We start from the raw sequence: 17810 nt of genomic DNA on the forward strand, positions 1-17810 counted from the left end.
TGGCGAAGAAGGTCGATGAACTATGGTGCCTTAGAGCCCTTCCGTTAGTCTGACTCCAACGACCACGGTGCATCACAGACTGTCGCACTCTATACGAGTAGCACTCATGGGAGATTAATCCTACTCTGGTTATTGCACCAGCCTGCCCTTATTCTAAGATGAATGGAGTTGGTTCCTGATTTACTATTTAACTCCATATAAACATCCTGAAGGCTCAGCCTTTTTTTAAAAAAGCATTTTCTGAGTCTCTTTTGTTATGCAATTTTATAGATTTTAAGCATTTTTTAATTTTCATGGGAGTTGAAGAAGAAAATTGTATGAAGTCAATCATGTTTTATTATAAAGTTGTTTCCTATCTCAAGTTGTTTAGTTGATTTCTCTTCATTTTCACTGTCCAAAATTACTTCAACCGAATATTTTTTAGATTCTACAAAAGAAATGATTTGTCTTCCAAGGGAAACAGTGATTGTACTTTCATTGATTTTATGATTTTGAAATAGTGCTTTTATTATATTTTTGTCTTGTTCTGTCAATGTGCCATAAATCTTTACTTCTAATATTCCATTGATGTTCTTTTCCCTACTATTCGGTACCATATACTTTTGCATAAATGCTTTACTTTTTTCATCATTAAGCTGTTGTAAGAAAAATTGAAAAGGCATTCCTTCAAATTTAGGTAAATATGAATTTTTCCAAGGCATTGTCTTACTTAGTAGTTTAAAGAACCATTTGAATTTTAAAGGTTCTGGCAATGATACTTGAATGTTCTGTCTAATGAGATTCTGATATGTTGCTTCAATATCATCTACTTCTAATGCAAAACCAATAAGTCCTCTATGCCCACTAAGGTAATCTTCAGTCCAACTTTCTATCCAACCCCCACCATCTTTTGATTTGATTTTAATCAATTCAAAATATTCATTTCCAATCCATATGTTCGATACCTTAAATCCTTTTGTACCCTTTCCCCATTTCGGTTCATATGGAAGACCTATAGAGTGAACTTTCTTAATAAAATTTTCATCTTCTTGAGCATAACTATCAACATTTACAACTAAATGGTCAATCTTCAAATAATTCTCCCCCAATAAGAGTTTAGATTTTCATTAACTAATCTTACCTTTACTTGTAATACGTGTGAACCGAATAGAGGTTCCGAATTTTGGGAAATCTTCCATATGAAATTAATAAAAATCCACTTCTGCTTATTGAACTAACCTGCTGCTTTAGTTCAATAAGAAAAAAGCTTTACTCCTTCTTGAAGTAAAGCACCCGTTAGTTCAACAAGAAAAGTAGCTACTTTTAATTGCTTTTACTGAAATTCGCCCATTGTTCAGTAGGTCCTGTGTTATCTATTATGAATAAACTACCGTCTTTCTTATAAAGAAAAATTTCATTCCCAGATTCAGCACCATCTCCTAATGCTGTTAATGTGTTTGTTGAGACAATTTGACTCATATCCACTCCATCTTTTGGAATAATCCTGTTAAAAACATACTTTTCACCACCATAATTTATCCATTGCAGTGGAAGAGGTTCACCGATTATGGGTTCTTCAGTGGTTTCTTTCGCTGATGAATTGTTACTAACAGCTGATGAATCGTTGGTGCAACCAGATAAGAAGGCAATAACTATTAATGAATAGAAAAAGTATTTTATTCTAATACGCTTTCCTCCCTTTTCATAATAAGTCGTTAATTTTCAATTAAAGTTTCATTTACGGTTATTAAACTAACCTGCCGCGTTAGTTCAATAAGAAAAAAGGCTTTAATCCCTTCTTGAAGTAAAGCACCCGTTTAGTGGAATAAGCAAAGAGAACGCTACTTCTTATGTTAAGAAGTAGCGTCTTAGAATACTTTTGCAATGTATCAAATAAATATGAAAAGTTTATGGATTTCAATAAATAATTCCGGAACAGATTTATTTTTAAAGATAAAAATGAAACCGTTATATGGCGAAAATAAGAAGTAATGAGAATATAAAAGGAAAAAAACAGGTTATTTCGTGAGAAATTGAATTATTATCTTTACAATAGAATTATAGCTAAAAGTGGAGGTGACGTGAATTTGAATCTTAAAGACAAATCAAAAAAAATTATATCCACAGCTAGCGACCTGCTGAAAGATGAAAAAAACAAGGAAAAGGCGAAAAGTTTTGTTTCTTCCGCCTTGAATCAAGCAAAAAAATTGAAAAAGAAATAGGAACGATCTAAATAAAGCATGATTCTATAACAGAATCATGCTTTATTTTGTTATGACCCGGATACTACAGAAGCTGCTGCTTTATTTTAACAAGAAAAAATAGTTGCCTAAATAGAGCTTGTTCACCTATTTTTTATACAGAAGTTTTAAAATAGTTTTTGTAAACTCTTCATATGAAGAAGAATTTTTCCCGCGCTGGTTATACCACTTTCGAACCGTTTCTACTAACCAAAACGGAACAGAATTTCCATCTATTAAATGATAGTATTGCTCATATCCTTTTTTTAGATGTTCCCATCGAAAATCATTACCTGGTAGTGTGTATTCAGAGACATCAATTATTTTTGCTCTTCCATTTTGTAGTAAAATATTTTTCAAATGGATATCACGTGGGTTAAGGCCCTTTTTACGAACATATTCTCTTGCATCCTCCACTTCATTTACAACCTGTTCTGGAATGTGAACACCTTGTAGAATACAGTCAAAGAGAGTTTTTCCTTCTTCGTAACTTAAAACGAGGTATTTGTCGTATGAAGCAAAACATGTTGAAAAGAAGGGTGAATCTCCTAATATATGATAAACATTTGCTTCAATTTTTACTTTGCTTACTTTGTCCTTAGCATATAATTTAAATGCATAAGCTGGGGCGGAAAGTGACTGAAAAACGGCCGCATCTGTCCCTACACCTATACACTTCAAATCATCAGCGTGACCACTTATAGATACTGGCTCATTATTTGGATTTGAAAAAACTTTGATTTTGGAAAGAGTGTCAATAGCTTTGTCCCAATCGTTTTCCATATATTCTCTCCCTTTTTTAACGTTTAGGAAAACTACATTATCGCCATTCTCTTCGAAGCACATACACTCCTTATTTTATTTTAATTGTTGTCGAGATATCACCACTAGTATCCACATTTGCATTTCTTCTTATTCAACTAAACTGCTGCGTTAGTTCAATAAGAAAAAGGCTTTACTCCTTCCTGAAGTAAAGCACCCGTGTTAGTGAAAAAACTTAATCCGAAAAATTTTCCCCTTTATCCAAGTTCAAAGTGTGATTGTTAATTATAATAATATGGTTATTTTTCCATTCCACATCAACCTTGTGCATAGGTTCTTCGTAATAAATCCTCTTTTTAAACCAAAGGGGACCATTTACAGTTCCTTCTACACTAATGGAGGTAGCCGCCCCACCGTTTATTGTGTAAAAGTCGATGATGATTTTGGAGTTAGGTGATTGTGCTGATTCAATGGGTTCTCTCGCAAATGCATTTACCGCTACCCCTAAAATAAAAATTGCCGAAAGGGGGAGTGCAATTAGTACCGTAAGCCAACTTCTCCATCTCGCTCGCCTACTACTTTTGTCTTTAAATCCAATAATACCCGTAACAAAAGCAATAACAGTGAGTAACCATAAAGTTAAAGCAGGTGGTGCCACTTGCCAAGTTCGGTAATATGACGCATATAACGATTGTAATGAAAGTACTAATAATAACAAACATAAAATGAATGACCACAAATTATATTTTCTTCCCACTAAATTACCTCCCTAAAAGAAGTTCTGGTGTTCCCCCCAAAAAAATTCTTATTGAACTAAACTGCCACTTTAGTCCAATAAGAAAAAATGCTTTACTCCTTCTTGAAGTAAAGCACGACGTTAGTGAAAGAATGAAATTCATAACTTCATCAATTCTTATATAGTTCTACTAATTGTTTACCATCAGTAGCACCTATGATTGTATTAAGAGGAATTAGATTGATTACAACGAATAAATACGATACAAAAATAAAACTATCCAAATAGTTTCGGAAAACTAGGAATTCATAACCAGTTAATAAGTGAAGTACTAATGCAGAAAGAAAATTAAAGAAAACACCACCTAAGTAAACAAAGATTCTTTGGTTTTTACTTAAAATCTCATGGTTTTCAGAGACAACTCTACCCCCAAAGAAATAGGCTTTCTTTATGAAAAAATTATTCTTACTCCAAAGTATATCACCGTTACCAATAGAAAACTCACTTACTTTCGCACCAAATATTTTCAGAAAAAATGCATGTCCAGATTCGTGAATAAATGCAATAATAGGACAAATAAATAAAGTAATTATTACGAAGTTTATTAAAAAATCCATCTTTTCATCCCCTTTCTACTATCTACGGAAAAGAAAAAAAATGGTTTCAAAACTCTTGTGAATTATGACTAGTAGTGCAATAAAAATTCGTTTTTATACCGTTAAAACTACTTATTTCTTCAAGATACCATGTACATAGTTATTGAACTAACCTGCCGCGTTAGTTTACGTGAAACACTTCACAAACTTTCCTAACGAATGATTTCTGATAGTTCGTTCAACAATCAATTTCGTTGTATTTTGCTCCATTAGTATAATAAATAAGTTCAACAAAAAGAACGTTAATCCCTTCATTCCAGAATAAACGTTCCTGTTTATTGTCCATTCACTCCAAACTCTTTATAGTTCCACTCGTTCAAAAAACAGCTTTCTCTTCCTTTATCCCTTCTTTTTGCTCGAATTTCCGTCTTTTTTGCGTTAATCCTTCTTGTAGCAACCCCACGTAGTTTAAACACCTCATTATATCTACTTAAATAAAATTACACTGACCAAATGGGACAATGCAACAATATCACTCACTTAACCCATGATTCAAATGAAACCAAAATGCAAATTGACATCAATACCTTCAATTGGCTACATTATAGGGGTGCTTATTCCTGTCTCAAAACGATAGTAAGTGTTTATATCCATTCAAGTTCATCTCCTAATATAATCAACACAGTCTATCTATATATCATCTCCACCTTCAGTTAATTTCCAGATCAGAATAACCTGAAGCTATGTATAAAACCTTTTTCTTATTTTCAACATCAACAACTGTTGCAAAAAACTCAATGAATTTATCCATATCTTTTGAAGGGGTAATCACAGGATTAAATTCCATAATATATTGCGAATATCTCCTAAAAAAGTCGTTTTAAAAGTATATTTCAAAAATACCCCTTATGCGAATGCGAAACCATAGGGTTATTAATCATTTATACGAATAGGTTCTATCCTTTGCTTCAACTTGTCCGTTCCCTTAGTTCCATCTACGACATTATCTACCGCTTTTCTCGCATCCCGGAGCTTCCTCTAGTGCGTTACTTCCTTTTACGGCAAGTTTACCACCTATACTAGCAATACCTACAACCCGAATATAGCAGTAATAGAAAGTCCCGCATTTAACATATTCCCTCTTGCCATTTAGATTAGGCCATTTGCTTTGTCTGCTACTTCCCAACAAAGGGTAATGTTTAGGAGAGCCCTTTATACTGCTCAATATCTCGGACTATATTTTGCACGGCTCGTTGCCAAAATTCTGGTTGAGAAAGATCGATTTGGAAATGGTTTTTTACCAACTGTTCCAGTGGCAGTCTTCCCGTTTCACTCAAGAAGCTCTTAAAGTTCCGGTTGAAATGTTCATCTTCTTTCGCTCGTTCCAAAAGACCGATACTAAATAAAAACCCGAACGAATAAGGATAATTGTAAAAAGGAATCGTTGCCTGGTAGAATTGCACGTATTTCGTCCATACATAAGGCTCATATTCACGTAAACTGCTTCCATACGCTTTTTCCTGACATATAAGTGAAAGTTCTTCTATCTGTCGAACATCCAAAGGGCTTTCTTTTCGATATTGATAAAACTCATTTTCAAATAAGTAGGCTCCTCTGATTGACATCAGGTAATTCAGGCTGCGTTCAATCTTCGGTCCCAGAATCGCTTTTTTGACCGAGGCATCATTTGCCTTTTGAAGCATATGATTCGTGAAAACTGTCTCAAAAAAGATGGAAGAAGTTTCCGCCATTGTCATTTCCAATAGATCATCTGTGAATTGTAGCGAAGGGGTATCGTGCATCTGTTTAAAGTGCCAAGCATGACCCAATTCATGTGCAAGCCTTCTGGCACTATCTATGGTGTTGTCATAACTTAATGAAATCCGTGATTCCCCTTCCTGAATAAAAGGTGCACAAAATCCACCGGATGATTTTGTTTTGCGTGGCTCTGCATCTATCCATCCTTTTGTAAGAGCTTCTTTCACGAACTCGCTCATATCGCTGTCAATAGTAGCAAGTGAATTGATGATTTCATCAGCAGCCTGTGAGTACGTTACCGAAAAAGAAACATTTTGAGATGAAGTCATCAACTCATGCCATGACATTTTTTCAGTTCCGACTTCCTTCCTATTAAAATAACTTGAAAGCCCTTTCATATTGTCATCTACTGCATACCACATGGCATCAAGTGTTTGACTTGTTATGCCATTGAATTTGAGGGATTCATCAAGGTAATCTATCTTCTTGAGTTTGTTTTCATGAAGTCTAATCCCGACCATTTGGTTATAAATTGAAGCAAAGATATTCGATTGTGCTTCCAAGGTTCTATTCAGTTCAGTAAACACATGTAGCCGTTCATTCTGCTCTGGATGTACCAAAGCTTGTTCCATCGCTTCGGCAAAAGAGATTTCTTTCTTTACCTGTGCATGACCAATTTCTACTTTTAGGTTGTTCCGGACTTGACTATAAAGGTCTTCAAGACCGCTTAGGGTTTCCCTAGAAAAGTTTGAAATCATCTTTTCCTGCCTACTATTCTTTTTACGATTGTTTACTAATTCTGCAAGTAAACTTATCTGTTTGGTATTGTTTATCCACTGTGTAAGTTGTGTTTCATTCATTTCGTTGACTCGTTCTTCTAAGTTAGTAACAATAGAATAAACTTGTGATTTTAAGGTTGAGATAATTCCGATGACAGAGGTTAATTGGGAAGGCTCAATATCTTCAGTAGTCAAGCAGTAATAAAAAGATTCGGCTGATTCAATATGACTGATTAATTGCGAAAGTTTTAGGACTTCACTATCCCTTAAAACAGCTAAATTTGACTCCTTCTCGATTTCAAGTAACTTTTCCTTAACCATGCCCATCTGATCTTTAAATTTTTTTACGTCAGTTTCATATTGAAGCGAACTTAAATTCCAGCGAGTGATTAAACTAGAAGTCTCCATATCCCTTCCACCCCATGTCTATATTATAAGAAAACTATTGTTTTATCAGATTACCATAAAATTCCGAAAGTTATTATTTAACTATTGACAATTTTAGCACTCTATTACGTGTGTATGAATAAAACGAATTACATTTAAAAACTTTGGATTAAATAGAGCTTTATCTCGTCTCCAAAATGTGGCAAGAGACTATCTAGCTCCCAATCTTCATCTACGAATGATTTGTATTTATCGGCGTTCGCTACTCCAATAAAATTTGTATCACCAAAACTCATACAAAACCTCATTTTCACTTCCCCTCAATAATTTTTAAAAAACCATTTTTTGAATAGAGCTCTTTTGTAGGGTGGGTAATAAGAATAAAAGCAGTTAAAACCTGTTGCTACGAGTTTTCTGAAGGGCATTTAACTTTCTTTATGTATTACAATCCTCTCAATTGTATACTTTAAAAACTTCTGCGTTAGTATTTCTCAATTTTTATTGTTATATCTTCTTCGTTAATTGTTACGTTTTCTGTTTCAGAAACTTTCTTTATAGAATCTTCAACTATTTGTTGAATCAACGTATCATCAACTTTTACATCCTTTAGGAAACCTACTGATACAGAAAGTTCTTTAAGATTTCCTTCTAACATCATTGAATCCGCCTCAATTGCTGTTTGTTCTGTAATAGCTATGGTTATTTCATCTTTTAATTCTGAAAAAAATATATTTTCTGGTGATAAAATTTCCTCATTTTCCATATTTTTTGAATCATCTAAAACTTCCACTTCCGTCTCTCCATTACACCCAACTAATAAAATTGAACTAAATACAACTCCTGAAATTATAGCTTGTTTAATCATTCTAAATTCCCCTTTCAAAAACAAAATGCATATTCCACAACAATTCTCCATACGTCAGTTTGACGGTATATACTGGGGAAAGTTTAAAATTTATTCTACTAATAATTCTGTTATTTTCCCATCTAGATTTTTAATTGCCAACATTGAATTATCCTGAATGATGCCTGTATCTACAAAACCAAATGAATCGTATAATCTTTTAGCTATGACATTACTTGTATGATAAAAGAGGTTTACATATTCTGCTTCCCCATATGGCATAGTTTCAATATCCATCAACATTTTTTCAAAAGCAAGCTTGCCATATCCTTTTCCTTGGTAACTTTTATCAATCATATTATGCCAAATAAAATAACTCTTCTTGCCATAAAAAACTTCATTTTCAAATGATTCATGATCCATCGTATCGTAAATATACATCAAGAATCCAACTATAGTTTCATCAGCATAAATGGCTAGTGGAGTCGCTGGTATACCATCTGCGTTCAACATATGAGCGTCTGCAAAGCATCTGAGGTTGGTAGTTTCTAATACAAATTCTTTCTGTTTTTCTCCAACTTCAAGTGCTATCACATCATCTATGTTATCCCCAGTTATCTTTCGTAATTCAATCATTTTTTTATCACCTCTCCTAAGACAAGCCACTTCCACAATTCTTTTAGCTTTACGCGTTTAAGACCTCTTTCTCTTCCAAATTACTTATTTAATTATTCATTCGGCATCCTACTTAGGAATACCTGCTAGTTAAACTAATCTGCCCCTTTAATTCAATCAGAAAAAAGGCTTTACTCCTTCTTGAAGTAAAGCACCAGTTAGTTTAATATGAATTCCTGTTTAATGCCTTTAATTTGTCTTTTTAACCATCGTCATATATTCTGCAAAATCAGTGCTAAATTCGTCTTTCTTAACAAAACCAAGCTTTTCATATAGATGAATAGCTCTTTGATTGAACTTTGCCACAGTTAATCGAATTGGACTACCTTTATAGTTTTTTTCAATATAACAAAGAATAAAAGAGCAAAATTTACCCGCAAAATAGGATTCATACCTAGACCCATATCAATTGAGTCATCTGAATAAACACCATATTATCATGGGGAAATATGATTACATGACTTCGTCTAATGTAGCGAAAAAATATTTCGATATGATAGAAGCAAATAAAAAGGGATTTATTGCTTTTGAGGAATCAGCTAACTCATTAACTTCAAGTATCCCACCCAATGCATGGAAAGATGGAAATGACAACTATACAACTTAATCGACCTTTTTAGTAAAAGTCCAAATAAGACTAATTATTACTGAGCTAAGTATAGTTGCCATTAATAAGGAAAATAATATTACAAATAAAAAGGAACCATAATCCTCTAATTCTTCGAACGGATTATTTGTAATGTAAGAGTCACTGAAAAGAGATACTAGTAAAGTTGGGATAAAAATAAAGGGAAATAATTTCTTAAAATAGTTGTTGAAATTTGGATATATAGAGTCTTTTGTTTTGCTTATCATATAACCCTCCCATTAAAATCTTTCTTTGATAAACCTGGACATTGGTTCAGAAAAAAGTGCTACCCCAGACTTGAAGTAAAGCACTTGTTAGTTAAAACCGCATATACACATTAAACGAATTTGACTGATTCTGGATCTACTGCCACGAAATGCGACATCCAACAATCAGAACGTTCTGTACCGATTTCATGTTTACTTAAGCAAACCCTATTCATGCCATCACTGCCATCATAACCACAACAACCGTTTAACCTACTTTTATCTGAATGGTAGTTTGAATTGATTAAATCCTTAATGTTTATGATGATAAAACCTTTATGTTGTGGAGTGAAATAATCATCATCATCCGCAACTATATAAAAACCTTCAGGTATTAAATCTTGACCATCAGTTTTGTTCAACAAACTCAAGTCTTTTAACTCTATTACTTGTTTAGAAACATCTAAATTGCATAATTTACAAATTAGTTTCACTTTAAAGTTCCTCCTTGTATGATTTACTAAACTGCTGCGTAAGTTCAGTAAGCAAAAGCTCCCCTTACAAGAAGCCACTTGTTTAACTCAAGCACCCGTTAGCCATCCATGTAGCGCAAAATCAGCGCTACACCACAGAGAATGAAAATGTGAAAACCTGGGTATAGGATACTACGGCTGGGAGAGGAAGGTCGATGAACTATGGTGCCATAGAGCCCATCCGTTAGTCTGACTCCAACGACCACGGTGCATCACAGACTGTCGCTCCCTTACGGGAAGCACTCATGGGAGATTAATCCTACTCTGGTTATTGCACCAGCCTCCAATACTATTTGCCGCAGAAAGGATGATTACAATGGAAGTAATCATTGAACGTGCTTGTGGGATGGATGTCCATAAGGATTCCATTACTGCTTGTATTATTACCCCAAAAGGAAAGGAGATTCAAACGTTTTCCACTAAAACTGTATTTCTATTACAGTTAATTGACTGGATTAAGGGGCATGGTTGTACTCACGTAGCAATGGAGAGTACAGGTGTATTTTGGAAGCCTATTGTTAACTTGCTAGAAGCCGAGAGCATTGAATTTTTAGTAGTGAACGCTCAACATATGAAAGCAGTACCAGGTCGCAAGACCGATGTAAAGGATGCCGAATGGATTGCCAAACTTCTTCGTCATGGTCTACTTAAAGCAAGTTTTATTCCAGACCGAAATCAGCGGGAATTGCGAGAGTTAGTTCGATACCGTCGAAGTATTATTGAAGAGCGTGCGAGACAACATAATCGGATTCAAAAGGTTTTAGAAGGAGCGAATATCAAACTCGGTTCCGTTGTCTCCGACATCATGGGTGTTTCATCGCTTGATATGCTTCGTGCTATCGCCGATGGCGAAAATGATCCTGAGAAATTAGCTAGCTTTGCCCGCCGATCAATGAAGAAGAAAAAGAGTGAACTAGAACTAGCTCTTCGAGGGTATATCAATCCACATCAACGTCTCATGTTGAAAACCATTCTGGTCCATATAGAATTTCTAACTGAGCAGATTGAGCTATTAAACGAAGAGGTGGCTACTAGGTTATCCTCCCATCAAGAAGATATAGAACGATTGGATTCCATTCCTGGCATCGCCACTCGAATGGCTGAACAAATTTTAGCCGAAGTCGGTACAGATGTGGAGAAGCAATTCCCCAGTTCGGCGCACTTATGTTCCTGGGCAGGATTAGTACCTGGACATAATGAAAGTGCGGGCAAGAGGAAATCAACCAACATGAAAAAAGGAAACAAGTACTTGAAATCGGCATTAATTGAAGCAGCTCATTCTGTTAGAGGATCCAAAACCTACTTGGGATCCTTGTATAGGCGTACTGCATCAAGAAAGGGTAAAAAGCGGGCAGGGATATCGGTGGCTCATGCCATTTTAAGAATCAGCTATTATCTCTTAACACGCAAAGAAATGTACGTAGACTTAGGGGAAGATTACTTTGACAAACAAAAAGAACAATCAATTGTACGATATTCTGTTCGAAGACTTGAAAACTTAGGTTACAACGTGACAATCACTGAACCAAACGCCTCCTAGTCCAACCCACAATTTAATTCTCTTTTAGGCGCTGCACTTTTTTTAAAAATTATTGGGCTGCGTCAGATTTCGTATTGCCTTTTTCTCTAAATCGAAGATTTTAATTTTCATGGGAGTTTAAAATGAAAAACGTAATTAAAGCACCCAAAGATTTGCCACGAATGTCCAAGTTAATTCTTCAGGTTTTTATACATCAATACATCATCTATATATTCATTATCATTCAGCTTAGCCTCACCAATTTTTCTTCCTTCTTCGATAAAGCCCATTTTTTTATAAAGAGATATAGCATTAATATTAGTAGAGAATACACCTAAGCTTACTTTCTCAATGTACCGATTTTGTTCTGCCCAATTTAGTAATTCTTGCAATAAAGCTTTCCCAATTCCTTTTCCCCGAAAGGTACTATCAATCATCATGCCAAAGGAACCTGTATGACTCAACCTTTTGCGGTTTGATGATTGAAAGACAAGCCATCCAACAACAACATTTTCTATCTTCGATTGAATCCATGCCTTTTAACCCTCTACGGACTGGTTAAATTCTTCTATGGTCGACAGTAAATATTGTTCTTCTGATAAAACTGCACGCTGAATTTCAAGCATATTCACAGCATCTTTCTGTTCCGCTAGTCTAATTTGTACTTTTTCCATTCTTTTTCACTTCTCCTTCGATACAGTTACTTGAAAAATTTTCATTATTATATTATCTACTTCAATATGCATCCAAATTCTACCTGCTTCTTCAACTAAACTGCTGCTTTAGTTCAATAAGAAAAAGGCTTTACTCCTTCTTGAAGTAAAGCCCCGTTAGTTGAAGAAGAAGGGGTTAATACACCACTTAAACCGAATAAGTACCTCCTGGTAACGTAAATAAATAAAACCCGTTCTCCCCGCTTAACTGCCATCCCTCAAAGTAATTACTGTCGTGAAACAATTCAAGATAAATACTTCCTTCAAACTCCACAACTAAATCAGATATTCCTTCAAAATGTAGGATATTCAATATTCTCTTTCCCAATAGAATACTTTCAACACTTTTATGTGAGTATCTATCCGATGCTTGGATACAGTCTGTATAACCAATTACAACTTCATTAGAAACTTGTAACCTCCATGGGCATTCAATGATTAAACCAGCCGTATCAAAAGTCATCCCTAAAGGCAAGTTCTTTTCTGTGTTTACCTCAGTAACCTTCTGACCAATAAAATATTTAAAATCTAAATTACTTAATTTTTTATACATGCACATTCCTACCTTTATCGAAATTCATCTATTTATAGTGTAATGCAACCCACTTTGTTTAAATACTTTCTTATTCAACTAAACTGCTGCGTTAGTTCAATAAGAAAAAAGTCTTTACTCCTTCTTAAAGTAAAGCACCCGTTAGCCATCCATGTAGCGTAAAATCAGCGCTACACCACAGAGAATGAAAATGTGAAAACCTGGGTATAGGATACTACGGCTGGGAGAGGAAGGTCGATGAACTATGGTGCCATAGAGCCCATCCGTTAGTCTGACTCCAACGACCACGGTGCATCACAGACTGTCGCTCCCTTACGGGAAGCACTCATGGGAGATTAATCCTACTCTGGTTATTGCACCAGCCTCCAATACTATTTGCCGTAGAAAGGATGATTACAATAGAAGTAATCATTGAACGTGCTTGTGGGATGGATGTCCATAAGGATTCCATTACTGCTTGTATTATTACGCCAAAAGGAAAGGAGATTGAAACGTTTTCCACTAAAACTGTATTTCTATTACAGTTAATTGACTGGATTAAGGAGCATGGTTGTACTCATGTAGCAATGGAAAGTACAGGTGTATTTTGGAAGCCTATTGTTAACTTGCTAGAAGCCGAGAGCATTGAATTTTTAGTAGTGAACGCTCAACATATGAAAGCAGTACCAGGTCGCAAGACCGATGTAAAGGATGCCGAATGGATTGCCAAACTTCTTCGTCATGGTCTACTTAAAGCAAGTTTTATTCCAGACCGAAATCAGCGGGAATTGCGAGAGTTAGTTCGATACCGTCGAAGTATTATTGAAGAGCGTGCGAGACAACATAATCGGATTCAAAAGGTTTTAGAAGGAGCGAATATCAAACTCGGTTCCGTTGTCTCCGACATCATGGGTGTTTCATCGCTTGATATGCTTCGTGCTATCGCCGATGGCGAAAATGATCCTGAGAAATTAGCTAGCTTTGCCCGCCGATCAATGAAGAAGAAAAAGAGTGAACTAGAACTAGCTCTTCGAGGGTATATCAATCCACATCAACGTCTCATGTTGAAAACCATTCTGGTCCATATAGAATTTCTAACTGAGCAGATTGAGCTATTAAACGAAGAGGTGGCTACTAGGTTATCCTCCCATCAAGAAGATATAGAACGATTGGATTCCATTCCTGGCATCGCCACTCGAATGGCTGAACAAATTTTAGCCGAAGTCGGTACAGATGTGGAGAAGCAATTCCCCAGTTCGGCGCACTTATGTTCCTGGGCAGGATTAGTACCTGGACATAATGAAAGTGCGGGCAAGAGGAAATCAACCAACATGAAAAAAGGAAACAAGTACTTGAAATCGGCATTAATTGAAGCAGCTCATTCTGTTAGAGGATCCAAGACCTACTTGGGGGCCTTGTATAGGCGTACTGCATCAAGAAAGGGTAAAAAGCGTGCAGGTATATCAGTGGCCCATGCCATTTTAAGAATCAGCTATTATCTCCTAACTCGCAAAGAAATGTACGTAGACTTAGGGGAAGATTACTTTGACAAACAAAAAGAACAATCGATTGTACGATATTCTGTTCGAAGACTTGAAAACTTAGGTTACAACGTGACAATCACTGAACCAAATGCCTCCTAGTTCAACCCACAATTTAATTCACATTTAGGCGCCGCACTTTTTTAAAAAATTATTGAGCTGCGTCAGATTTCGTATTGCCTTTTTCTCTAAATCGAAGATTTTAATTTTCATGGGAGTTCAACAAAAAGACTTTATTCGGAGGTCATGTATTTGAAACAGCTGATACCTTTTTTGTTTCTTTGACTTTTTGGGTACTAAGGACAAAACTAAGAACTGCTGCAATGCTACAAACATACGGAAGGAAAGGGTATCCCCATTTAGTTATGACATAACCACCAATCATTGAACCAATAGTAATACCAATATACAAAGCCGTATTATTCCACGCCATAACAATTCCTCGTTCGTTTGAATATTCGACCGCTAATCTTGCTTGGAATGATGTAAATCCTGCATACCCAACCAAAGCCCATAGGAACAAGAATAAATAAATCCAATCACCAGATGAGAAGAATATACCTAAACAAACAAATATTAGAGTCAAGAACATGAGCGTAACTTTCGATATATTCCTTTCTCCAAATCTATCTGTTAATTGTCCACTTATAAGACTTCCTAAAACAGCTCCGATACCATAAAAAGTTATAGCTAATGCGATTTCTGTTGATGAGAATCTATTTTCAGAATAAAGAGAAGCTCCTAAGTAAACATAAAGAGCATACATTGAAATCGCCCAAAAGGTTGTAACACTTACCGAACCAAGTATTCTTAGCAAATTTCCTTCTAATAGATTCCTTGTTAAATAGATTTTAGAAACATATTTCCAGGTGTTGAAATTTACTACTGCCAATATAGCTCCTATAACAGCCATTATAACAAATACTGAACGCCAACCGAGAAAATGCTCTAATAACATACCGAATGGAGCTCCTGCCCAAAGAGCTGTTAAGTGTCCTGAAACAACAATCGAAAGCCATGTCCCTGTCCGATTTGGTGGTGCAGTATCTCCAATGATTGCGTAAATCAAAGGAGTAATTGAAGCAACGGATAAACCAGCTAAAATACGACTAACAATTAACCAAAAAAATGAAGGAGCAAAAGCAGTTAGTATGTTAGAAATGACGAACAACAATAAGCCAAATGTAATTAATGGTCTCCGTCCATTTTTATCTGAAAGCCATCCAAAGAAAGGAGCGAAAAAAGCATATGTGACTGCAAAAACTGTTACCATCCATCCAGTCATCGCTGAACTAACATTATAGGCTTCCGAAATGAACGGTAGTAAAGGAGATACTACAAATAAGTCAATACCCATTAAAAACAATGTTACCCAACCAACACTTAAACCTACCTTCCCACTAAACTCCATTACATCCCCCATTTATAATTATTGTTACATGTATATTCTTTAAAGCTATAAAAAGGACCTCTTGTTCAACTAAACTGCGGCGTTAGTTCAATAAGAAAAAAAGCTTTACTCCTTCTTGAAGTAAAGCACCCGCTAGTTGAAGAAGGAAAGTGAAGCTAGTTCCACAATCTCGTCCGATTGTTGATTTTTCATTTATTGACAAACAGCTCATCTATTGTAGTGTCCAATACAGAAGCTATACTAAAAGCTAATTGTAAAGTAGGATCATATTTATCATTTTCAATTGCATTTATCGTTTGTCTAGATACCTTACAAAACTTTGCTAGTTCCTCTTGGGATAATTTAGCTGATTTTCTTAATTCTTTAATATGATTTTTCATTTAACCACCATATTTCTTCCTAAAAAACAGTAATGAACTTAAATATATAATGGAAGTTGTTATGAGAAAGATAACTGGATTTATACCCTCATACGAACCATTTTTCCAAATATTTATATATATTTTTTTGAAAAGTTGAATTAAGACGTATCCGATTACTATTGCAAAGGTGAAGGACTGGGCTTTCATTTTAATAAAATTTTTTCTTTCATCACCCAATTGTGGTAAAGATATAAGAGTAACGATAATTAAAATAGCACTAATCCCTAAGATACTAAATAAAACAGCCCAAATAATCCAGTCCATATTTTATTTCCTCCTCGTAATAAATGTAAAAAGAATTTGACATTTTTATTGTATCACTGATTGGTCAAATGTCTTATACTTTTTACATTTCGTCATAAATAGGGAAGAATTCTCTATAAGAAAAAATGCTTTACCCTTCTTGAAGTAAAGCACCCGTTAGTGGAAAAGTAGGAACTCTATTCTTGATTAAAGTGCCACAGTTTTTCTAAAGGAATATCGGAGTCTTTGAAACCGTATTTAGTTAACATAATTCGGTCTATCGCTTTTTCAGGGTTTTCTTGATACATCTTTATAATAACTTCACAATGTGCCAATGCTAAATGTTCTGTAAGCATTCGTGCAAATTCACCGAGTTTTTCTCTATGTTCATCTTTAACAGGTTCATCAGAGAAATATGTAGCTGATACAAAGTTTGCACGTTGTTCATTATCTTCATAAATTAGCTCTGGCATTTCAAAATCTTCAAATGTTGCAGGTCGAAATTCATCTAATATGACTAAAGCATATTGTTGGTCCCTAATTCGAACATCCCAAACTTCAAAGTCTCTTAATCTAATTTTACGTTCAAAATAATCAATCAAACTTATACGTCCCCTTTCAATTCAAATTATTCGACTGCTGATAATCTTTCAAAATTCATTTTCTTAGGGAAGTAAAGCACCCGTTAGTTCAACAAGCTCTACTTAATCAACAACATTGGAGAGTACCTCACAATCACAGAATCCTCCTTGATTATGCATTGCTTTTACGATTTTAGATATTTTACTCTTAGGCATGTTTTCTTCCAGCCATCTCTTTGTAAATTTAAGAGAGTGGTCACAATTATCGGCATTTAACTTTTCATCCAAAAACAAACCGAGAGACTCCAACTGTTCTGCGGATAAGTTTAGCTCATTCCACTTTCCACCATAGTCTTTTAATAGTGCAAGTCTTTTAAGGTGCTTTTGGTTCTTTTTATCCAACTCGATAGCCCTTTCCAGACAATAAATAGCATTGTTATAATTGAGTAAGCATTCTTCGGCTTGCGACAACAAACGCCAAGCAAGAGGATTTGTTCCGTTTTCTATTACATAATCCTTTAACCCTTCCCTTGCTTCTAAAAGAAAAGGAACCGCTTTTTTTGCTGGGGCTCTCCTATCCAACGAACCTTGCATTGATAATTTTTGACCTTCGATTAGAGTTTCTTTTAATAATTCGAGCTTTTCCATAAAAACCTCACCTTTAATTCCCTTTATATTTCGTTTTCTATCATTCATTTTCCTTCTTCAACTAACCTGCAGCTTTA

General features: G+C 35.2%; 22 protein-coding genes and 1 pseudogene. 4 read left to right on the forward strand and 19 right to left on the reverse strand.

What is annotated here, in order from left to right; translation table 11 throughout:
• Positions 1-323: 323 nt before the first annotated feature.
• Both MHI40_RS09675 and MHI40_RS09680 read right to left on the reverse strand, forming a co-directional pair.
• Complete coding sequence (locus MHI40_RS09675) at positions 324-1073, reverse strand: VOC family protein (protein ID WP_340762455.1); 750 nt, start codon at positions 1071-1073, stop codon at positions 324-326.
• Between the two features lie 229 nt (positions 1074-1302).
• A complete protein-coding gene (locus MHI40_RS09680) occupies positions 1303-1458 on the reverse strand; it encodes a hypothetical protein (protein WP_340762456.1) in 156 nt (51 codons plus the stop codon).
• Positions 1459-2066: 608 nt separating this feature from the next.
• Between MHI40_RS09680 and MHI40_RS09685 the strand changes: the two genes are divergently transcribed.
• Positions 2067-2201: a hypothetical protein gene (locus tag MHI40_RS09685; RefSeq protein WP_340762457.1), complete on the forward strand. Its 135-nt coding sequence runs from the start codon at positions 2067-2069 to the stop codon at positions 2199-2201.
• Between the two features lie 126 nt (positions 2202-2327).
• On the opposite strand, the gene MHI40_RS09690 is transcribed toward MHI40_RS09685, so the two are convergent.
• From MHI40_RS09690 to MHI40_RS09725, 8 genes are all read right to left on the reverse strand, one after another.
• Positions 2328-3002 (reverse strand): serine/threonine protein kinase, encoded by a 675-nt coding sequence (locus MHI40_RS09690; protein ID WP_340762458.1) that lies wholly within the window; start codon positions 3000-3002, stop codon positions 2328-2330.
• Between the two features lie 214 nt (positions 3003-3216).
• Positions 3217-3738: a DUF5412 family protein gene (locus MHI40_RS09695; RefSeq protein ID WP_340762460.1), complete on the reverse strand. Its 522-nt coding sequence runs from the start codon at positions 3736-3738 to the stop codon at positions 3217-3219.
• A gap of 149 nt (positions 3739-3887) precedes the next feature.
• Positions 3888-4334 carry a site-2 protease family protein gene (locus tag MHI40_RS09700; RefSeq protein ID WP_340762461.1) on the reverse strand — a complete coding sequence of 149 codons (447 nt, stop codon included), beginning with the start codon at positions 4332-4334 and terminating at the stop codon, positions 3888-3890.
• 688 nt (positions 4335-5022) lie between these two features.
• Positions 5023-5160: a hypothetical protein gene (locus MHI40_RS09705; protein ID WP_340762462.1), complete on the reverse strand. Its 138-nt coding sequence runs from the start codon at positions 5158-5160 to the stop codon at positions 5023-5025.
• A 352-nt stretch (positions 5161-5512) separates the two neighbouring features.
• Positions 5513-7258, reverse strand: a complete 1746-nt coding sequence (locus tag MHI40_RS09710) for a M3 family metallopeptidase (RefSeq protein ID WP_340762463.1) — start codon at positions 7256-7258, stop codon at positions 5513-5515.
• Between the two features lie 134 nt (positions 7259-7392).
• Positions 7393-7533, reverse strand: coding sequence for a hypothetical protein (locus tag MHI40_RS09715; protein WP_175496128.1), 141 nt, complete (start codon positions 7531-7533; stop codon positions 7393-7395).
• Positions 7534-7718: 185 nt separating this feature from the next.
• On the reverse strand, positions 7719-8102 hold the full coding sequence (locus tag MHI40_RS09720) for a topoisomerase (protein ID WP_340762464.1): 384 nt from the start codon (positions 8100-8102) through the stop codon (positions 7719-7721).
• A gap of 90 nt (positions 8103-8192) precedes the next feature.
• The gene (locus tag MHI40_RS09725) at positions 8193-8717 is read right to left on the reverse strand and encodes a GNAT family N-acetyltransferase (RefSeq protein WP_340762465.1); all 525 of its coding nucleotides are present in this window, start codon (positions 8715-8717) and stop codon (positions 8193-8195) included.
• Between the two features lie 496 nt (positions 8718-9213).
• Here MHI40_RS09725 and MHI40_RS09730 point away from each other — a divergent pair, with 496 nt between their 5' ends.
• Positions 9214-9363, forward strand: coding sequence for a hypothetical protein (locus MHI40_RS09730; protein ID WP_340764611.1), 150 nt, complete (start codon positions 9214-9216; stop codon positions 9361-9363).
• On the opposite strand, the gene MHI40_RS09735 is transcribed toward MHI40_RS09730, so the two are convergent.
• A complete protein-coding gene (locus tag MHI40_RS09735; protein WP_340762466.1) occupies positions 9360-9611 on the reverse strand; it encodes a hypothetical protein in 252 nt (83 codons plus the stop codon). The genes MHI40_RS09730 and MHI40_RS09735 overlap by 4 nt on opposite strands.
• 110 nt (positions 9612-9721) lie before the next feature.
• Positions 9722-10084, reverse strand: coding sequence for a hypothetical protein (locus MHI40_RS09740; RefSeq protein WP_340762467.1), 363 nt, complete (start codon positions 10082-10084; stop codon positions 9722-9724).
• Positions 10085-10439: 355 nt separating this feature from the next.
• Between MHI40_RS09740 and MHI40_RS09745 the strand changes: the two genes are divergently transcribed.
• Positions 10440-11663: an IS110 family transposase gene (locus MHI40_RS09745; protein WP_340762468.1), complete on the forward strand. Its 1224-nt coding sequence runs from the start codon at positions 10440-10442 to the stop codon at positions 11661-11663.
• 170 nt (positions 11664-11833) lie between these two features.
• On the opposite strand, the pseudogene MHI40_RS09750 reads toward MHI40_RS09745, so the two are convergent.
• Both MHI40_RS09750 and MHI40_RS09755 read right to left on the reverse strand, forming a co-directional pair.
• Positions 11834-12316: pseudogene (locus MHI40_RS09750) on the reverse strand (GNAT family N-acetyltransferase).
• A gap of 187 nt (positions 12317-12503) precedes the next feature.
• A complete protein-coding gene (locus MHI40_RS09755) occupies positions 12504-12908 on the reverse strand; it encodes a DUF6188 family protein (protein WP_340762469.1) in 405 nt (134 codons plus the stop codon).
• A 398-nt stretch (positions 12909-13306) separates the two neighbouring features.
• Between MHI40_RS09755 and MHI40_RS09760 the strand changes: the two genes are divergently transcribed.
• Positions 13307-14530, forward strand: a complete 1224-nt coding sequence (locus tag MHI40_RS09760) for an IS110 family transposase (protein WP_340764462.1) — start codon at positions 13307-13309, stop codon at positions 14528-14530.
• 142 nt (positions 14531-14672) lie between these two features.
• On the opposite strand, the gene MHI40_RS09765 is transcribed toward MHI40_RS09760, so the two are convergent.
• From MHI40_RS09765 to MHI40_RS09785, 5 genes are all read right to left on the reverse strand, one after another.
• A complete protein-coding gene (locus MHI40_RS09765) occupies positions 14673-15839 on the reverse strand; it encodes an MFS transporter (RefSeq protein WP_340762470.1) in 1167 nt (388 codons plus the stop codon).
• A gap of 188 nt (positions 15840-16027) precedes the next feature.
• Entirely contained in the window at positions 16028-16219 is a 192-nt protein-coding gene (locus MHI40_RS09770) for a helix-turn-helix transcriptional regulator (protein ID WP_340762471.1), read from the reverse strand.
• The gene (locus tag MHI40_RS09775; protein ID WP_340762472.1) at positions 16220-16525 is read right to left on the reverse strand and encodes a hypothetical protein; all 306 of its coding nucleotides are present in this window, start codon (positions 16523-16525) and stop codon (positions 16220-16222) included.
• A gap of 176 nt (positions 16526-16701) precedes the next feature.
• Entirely contained in the window at positions 16702-17106 is a 405-nt protein-coding gene (locus MHI40_RS09780) for a hypothetical protein (RefSeq protein ID WP_340762473.1), read from the reverse strand.
• Positions 17107-17208: 102 nt separating this feature from the next.
• Positions 17209-17781, reverse strand: coding sequence for a DUF2695 domain-containing protein (locus MHI40_RS09785; protein WP_340762474.1), 573 nt, complete (start codon positions 17779-17781; stop codon positions 17209-17211).
• Positions 17782-17810: the final 29 nt, after the last annotated feature.

Origin of the sequence: Psychrobacillus sp. FSL H8-0510 (assembly GCF_038008345.1) — a bacterium.
Classification (GTDB): Bacteria; Bacillota; Bacilli; order Bacillales_A; family Planococcaceae; genus Psychrobacillus; species Psychrobacillus psychrotolerans.

Coding starts and splice junctions, on each gene's coding strand:
- MHI40_RS09730 (WP_340764611.1), top strand. CDS start 9,214: ATGACTTCGTCTAATGTAGCGAAAAAATATTTCGATATGATAGAAGCA.
- MHI40_RS09700 (WP_340762461.1), bottom strand. CDS start 4,334: ATGGATTTTTTAATAAACTTCGTAATAATTACTTTATTTATTTGTCCT.
- MHI40_RS09735 (WP_340762466.1), bottom strand. CDS start 9,611: ATGATAAGCAAAACAAAAGACTCTATATATCCAAATTTCAACAACTAT.
- MHI40_RS09715 (WP_175496128.1), bottom strand. CDS start 7,533: ATGAGTTTTGGTGATACAAATTTTATTGGAGTAGCGAACGCCGATAAA.
- MHI40_RS09775 (WP_340762472.1), bottom strand. CDS start 16,525: ATGGACTGGATTATTTGGGCTGTTTTATTTAGTATCTTAGGGATTAGT.
- MHI40_RS09710 (WP_340762463.1), bottom strand. CDS start 7,258: ATGGAGACTTCTAGTTTAATCACTCGCTGGAATTTAAGTTCGCTTCAA.
- MHI40_RS09690 (WP_340762458.1), bottom strand. CDS start 3,002: ATGGAAAACGATTGGGACAAAGCTATTGACACTCTTTCCAAAATCAAA.
- MHI40_RS09785 (WP_340762474.1), bottom strand. CDS start 17,781: ATGAATGATAGAAAACGAAATATAAAGGGAATTAAAGGTGAGGTTTTT.
- MHI40_RS09705 (WP_340762462.1), bottom strand. CDS start 5,160: ATGGAATTTAATCCTGTGATTACCCCTTCAAAAGATATGGATAAATTC.
- MHI40_RS09680 (WP_340762456.1), bottom strand. CDS start 1,458: ATGAGTCAAATTGTCTCAACAAACACATTAACAGCATTAGGAGATGGT.
- MHI40_RS09765 (WP_340762470.1), bottom strand. CDS start 15,839: ATGGAGTTTAGTGGGAAGGTAGGTTTAAGTGTTGGTTGGGTAACATTG.
- MHI40_RS09755 (WP_340762469.1), bottom strand. CDS start 12,908: ATGTATAAAAAATTAAGTAATTTAGATTTTAAATATTTTATTGGTCAG.
- MHI40_RS09720 (WP_340762464.1), bottom strand. CDS start 8,102: ATGATTAAACAAGCTATAATTTCAGGAGTTGTATTTAGTTCAATTTTA.
- MHI40_RS09725 (WP_340762465.1), bottom strand. CDS start 8,717: ATGATTGAATTACGAAAGATAACTGGGGATAACATAGATGATGTGATA.
- MHI40_RS09745 (WP_340762468.1), top strand. CDS start 10,440: ATGGAAGTAATCATTGAACGTGCTTGTGGGATGGATGTCCATAAGGAT.
- MHI40_RS09770 (WP_340762471.1), bottom strand. CDS start 16,219: ATGAAAAATCATATTAAAGAATTAAGAAAATCAGCTAAATTATCCCAA.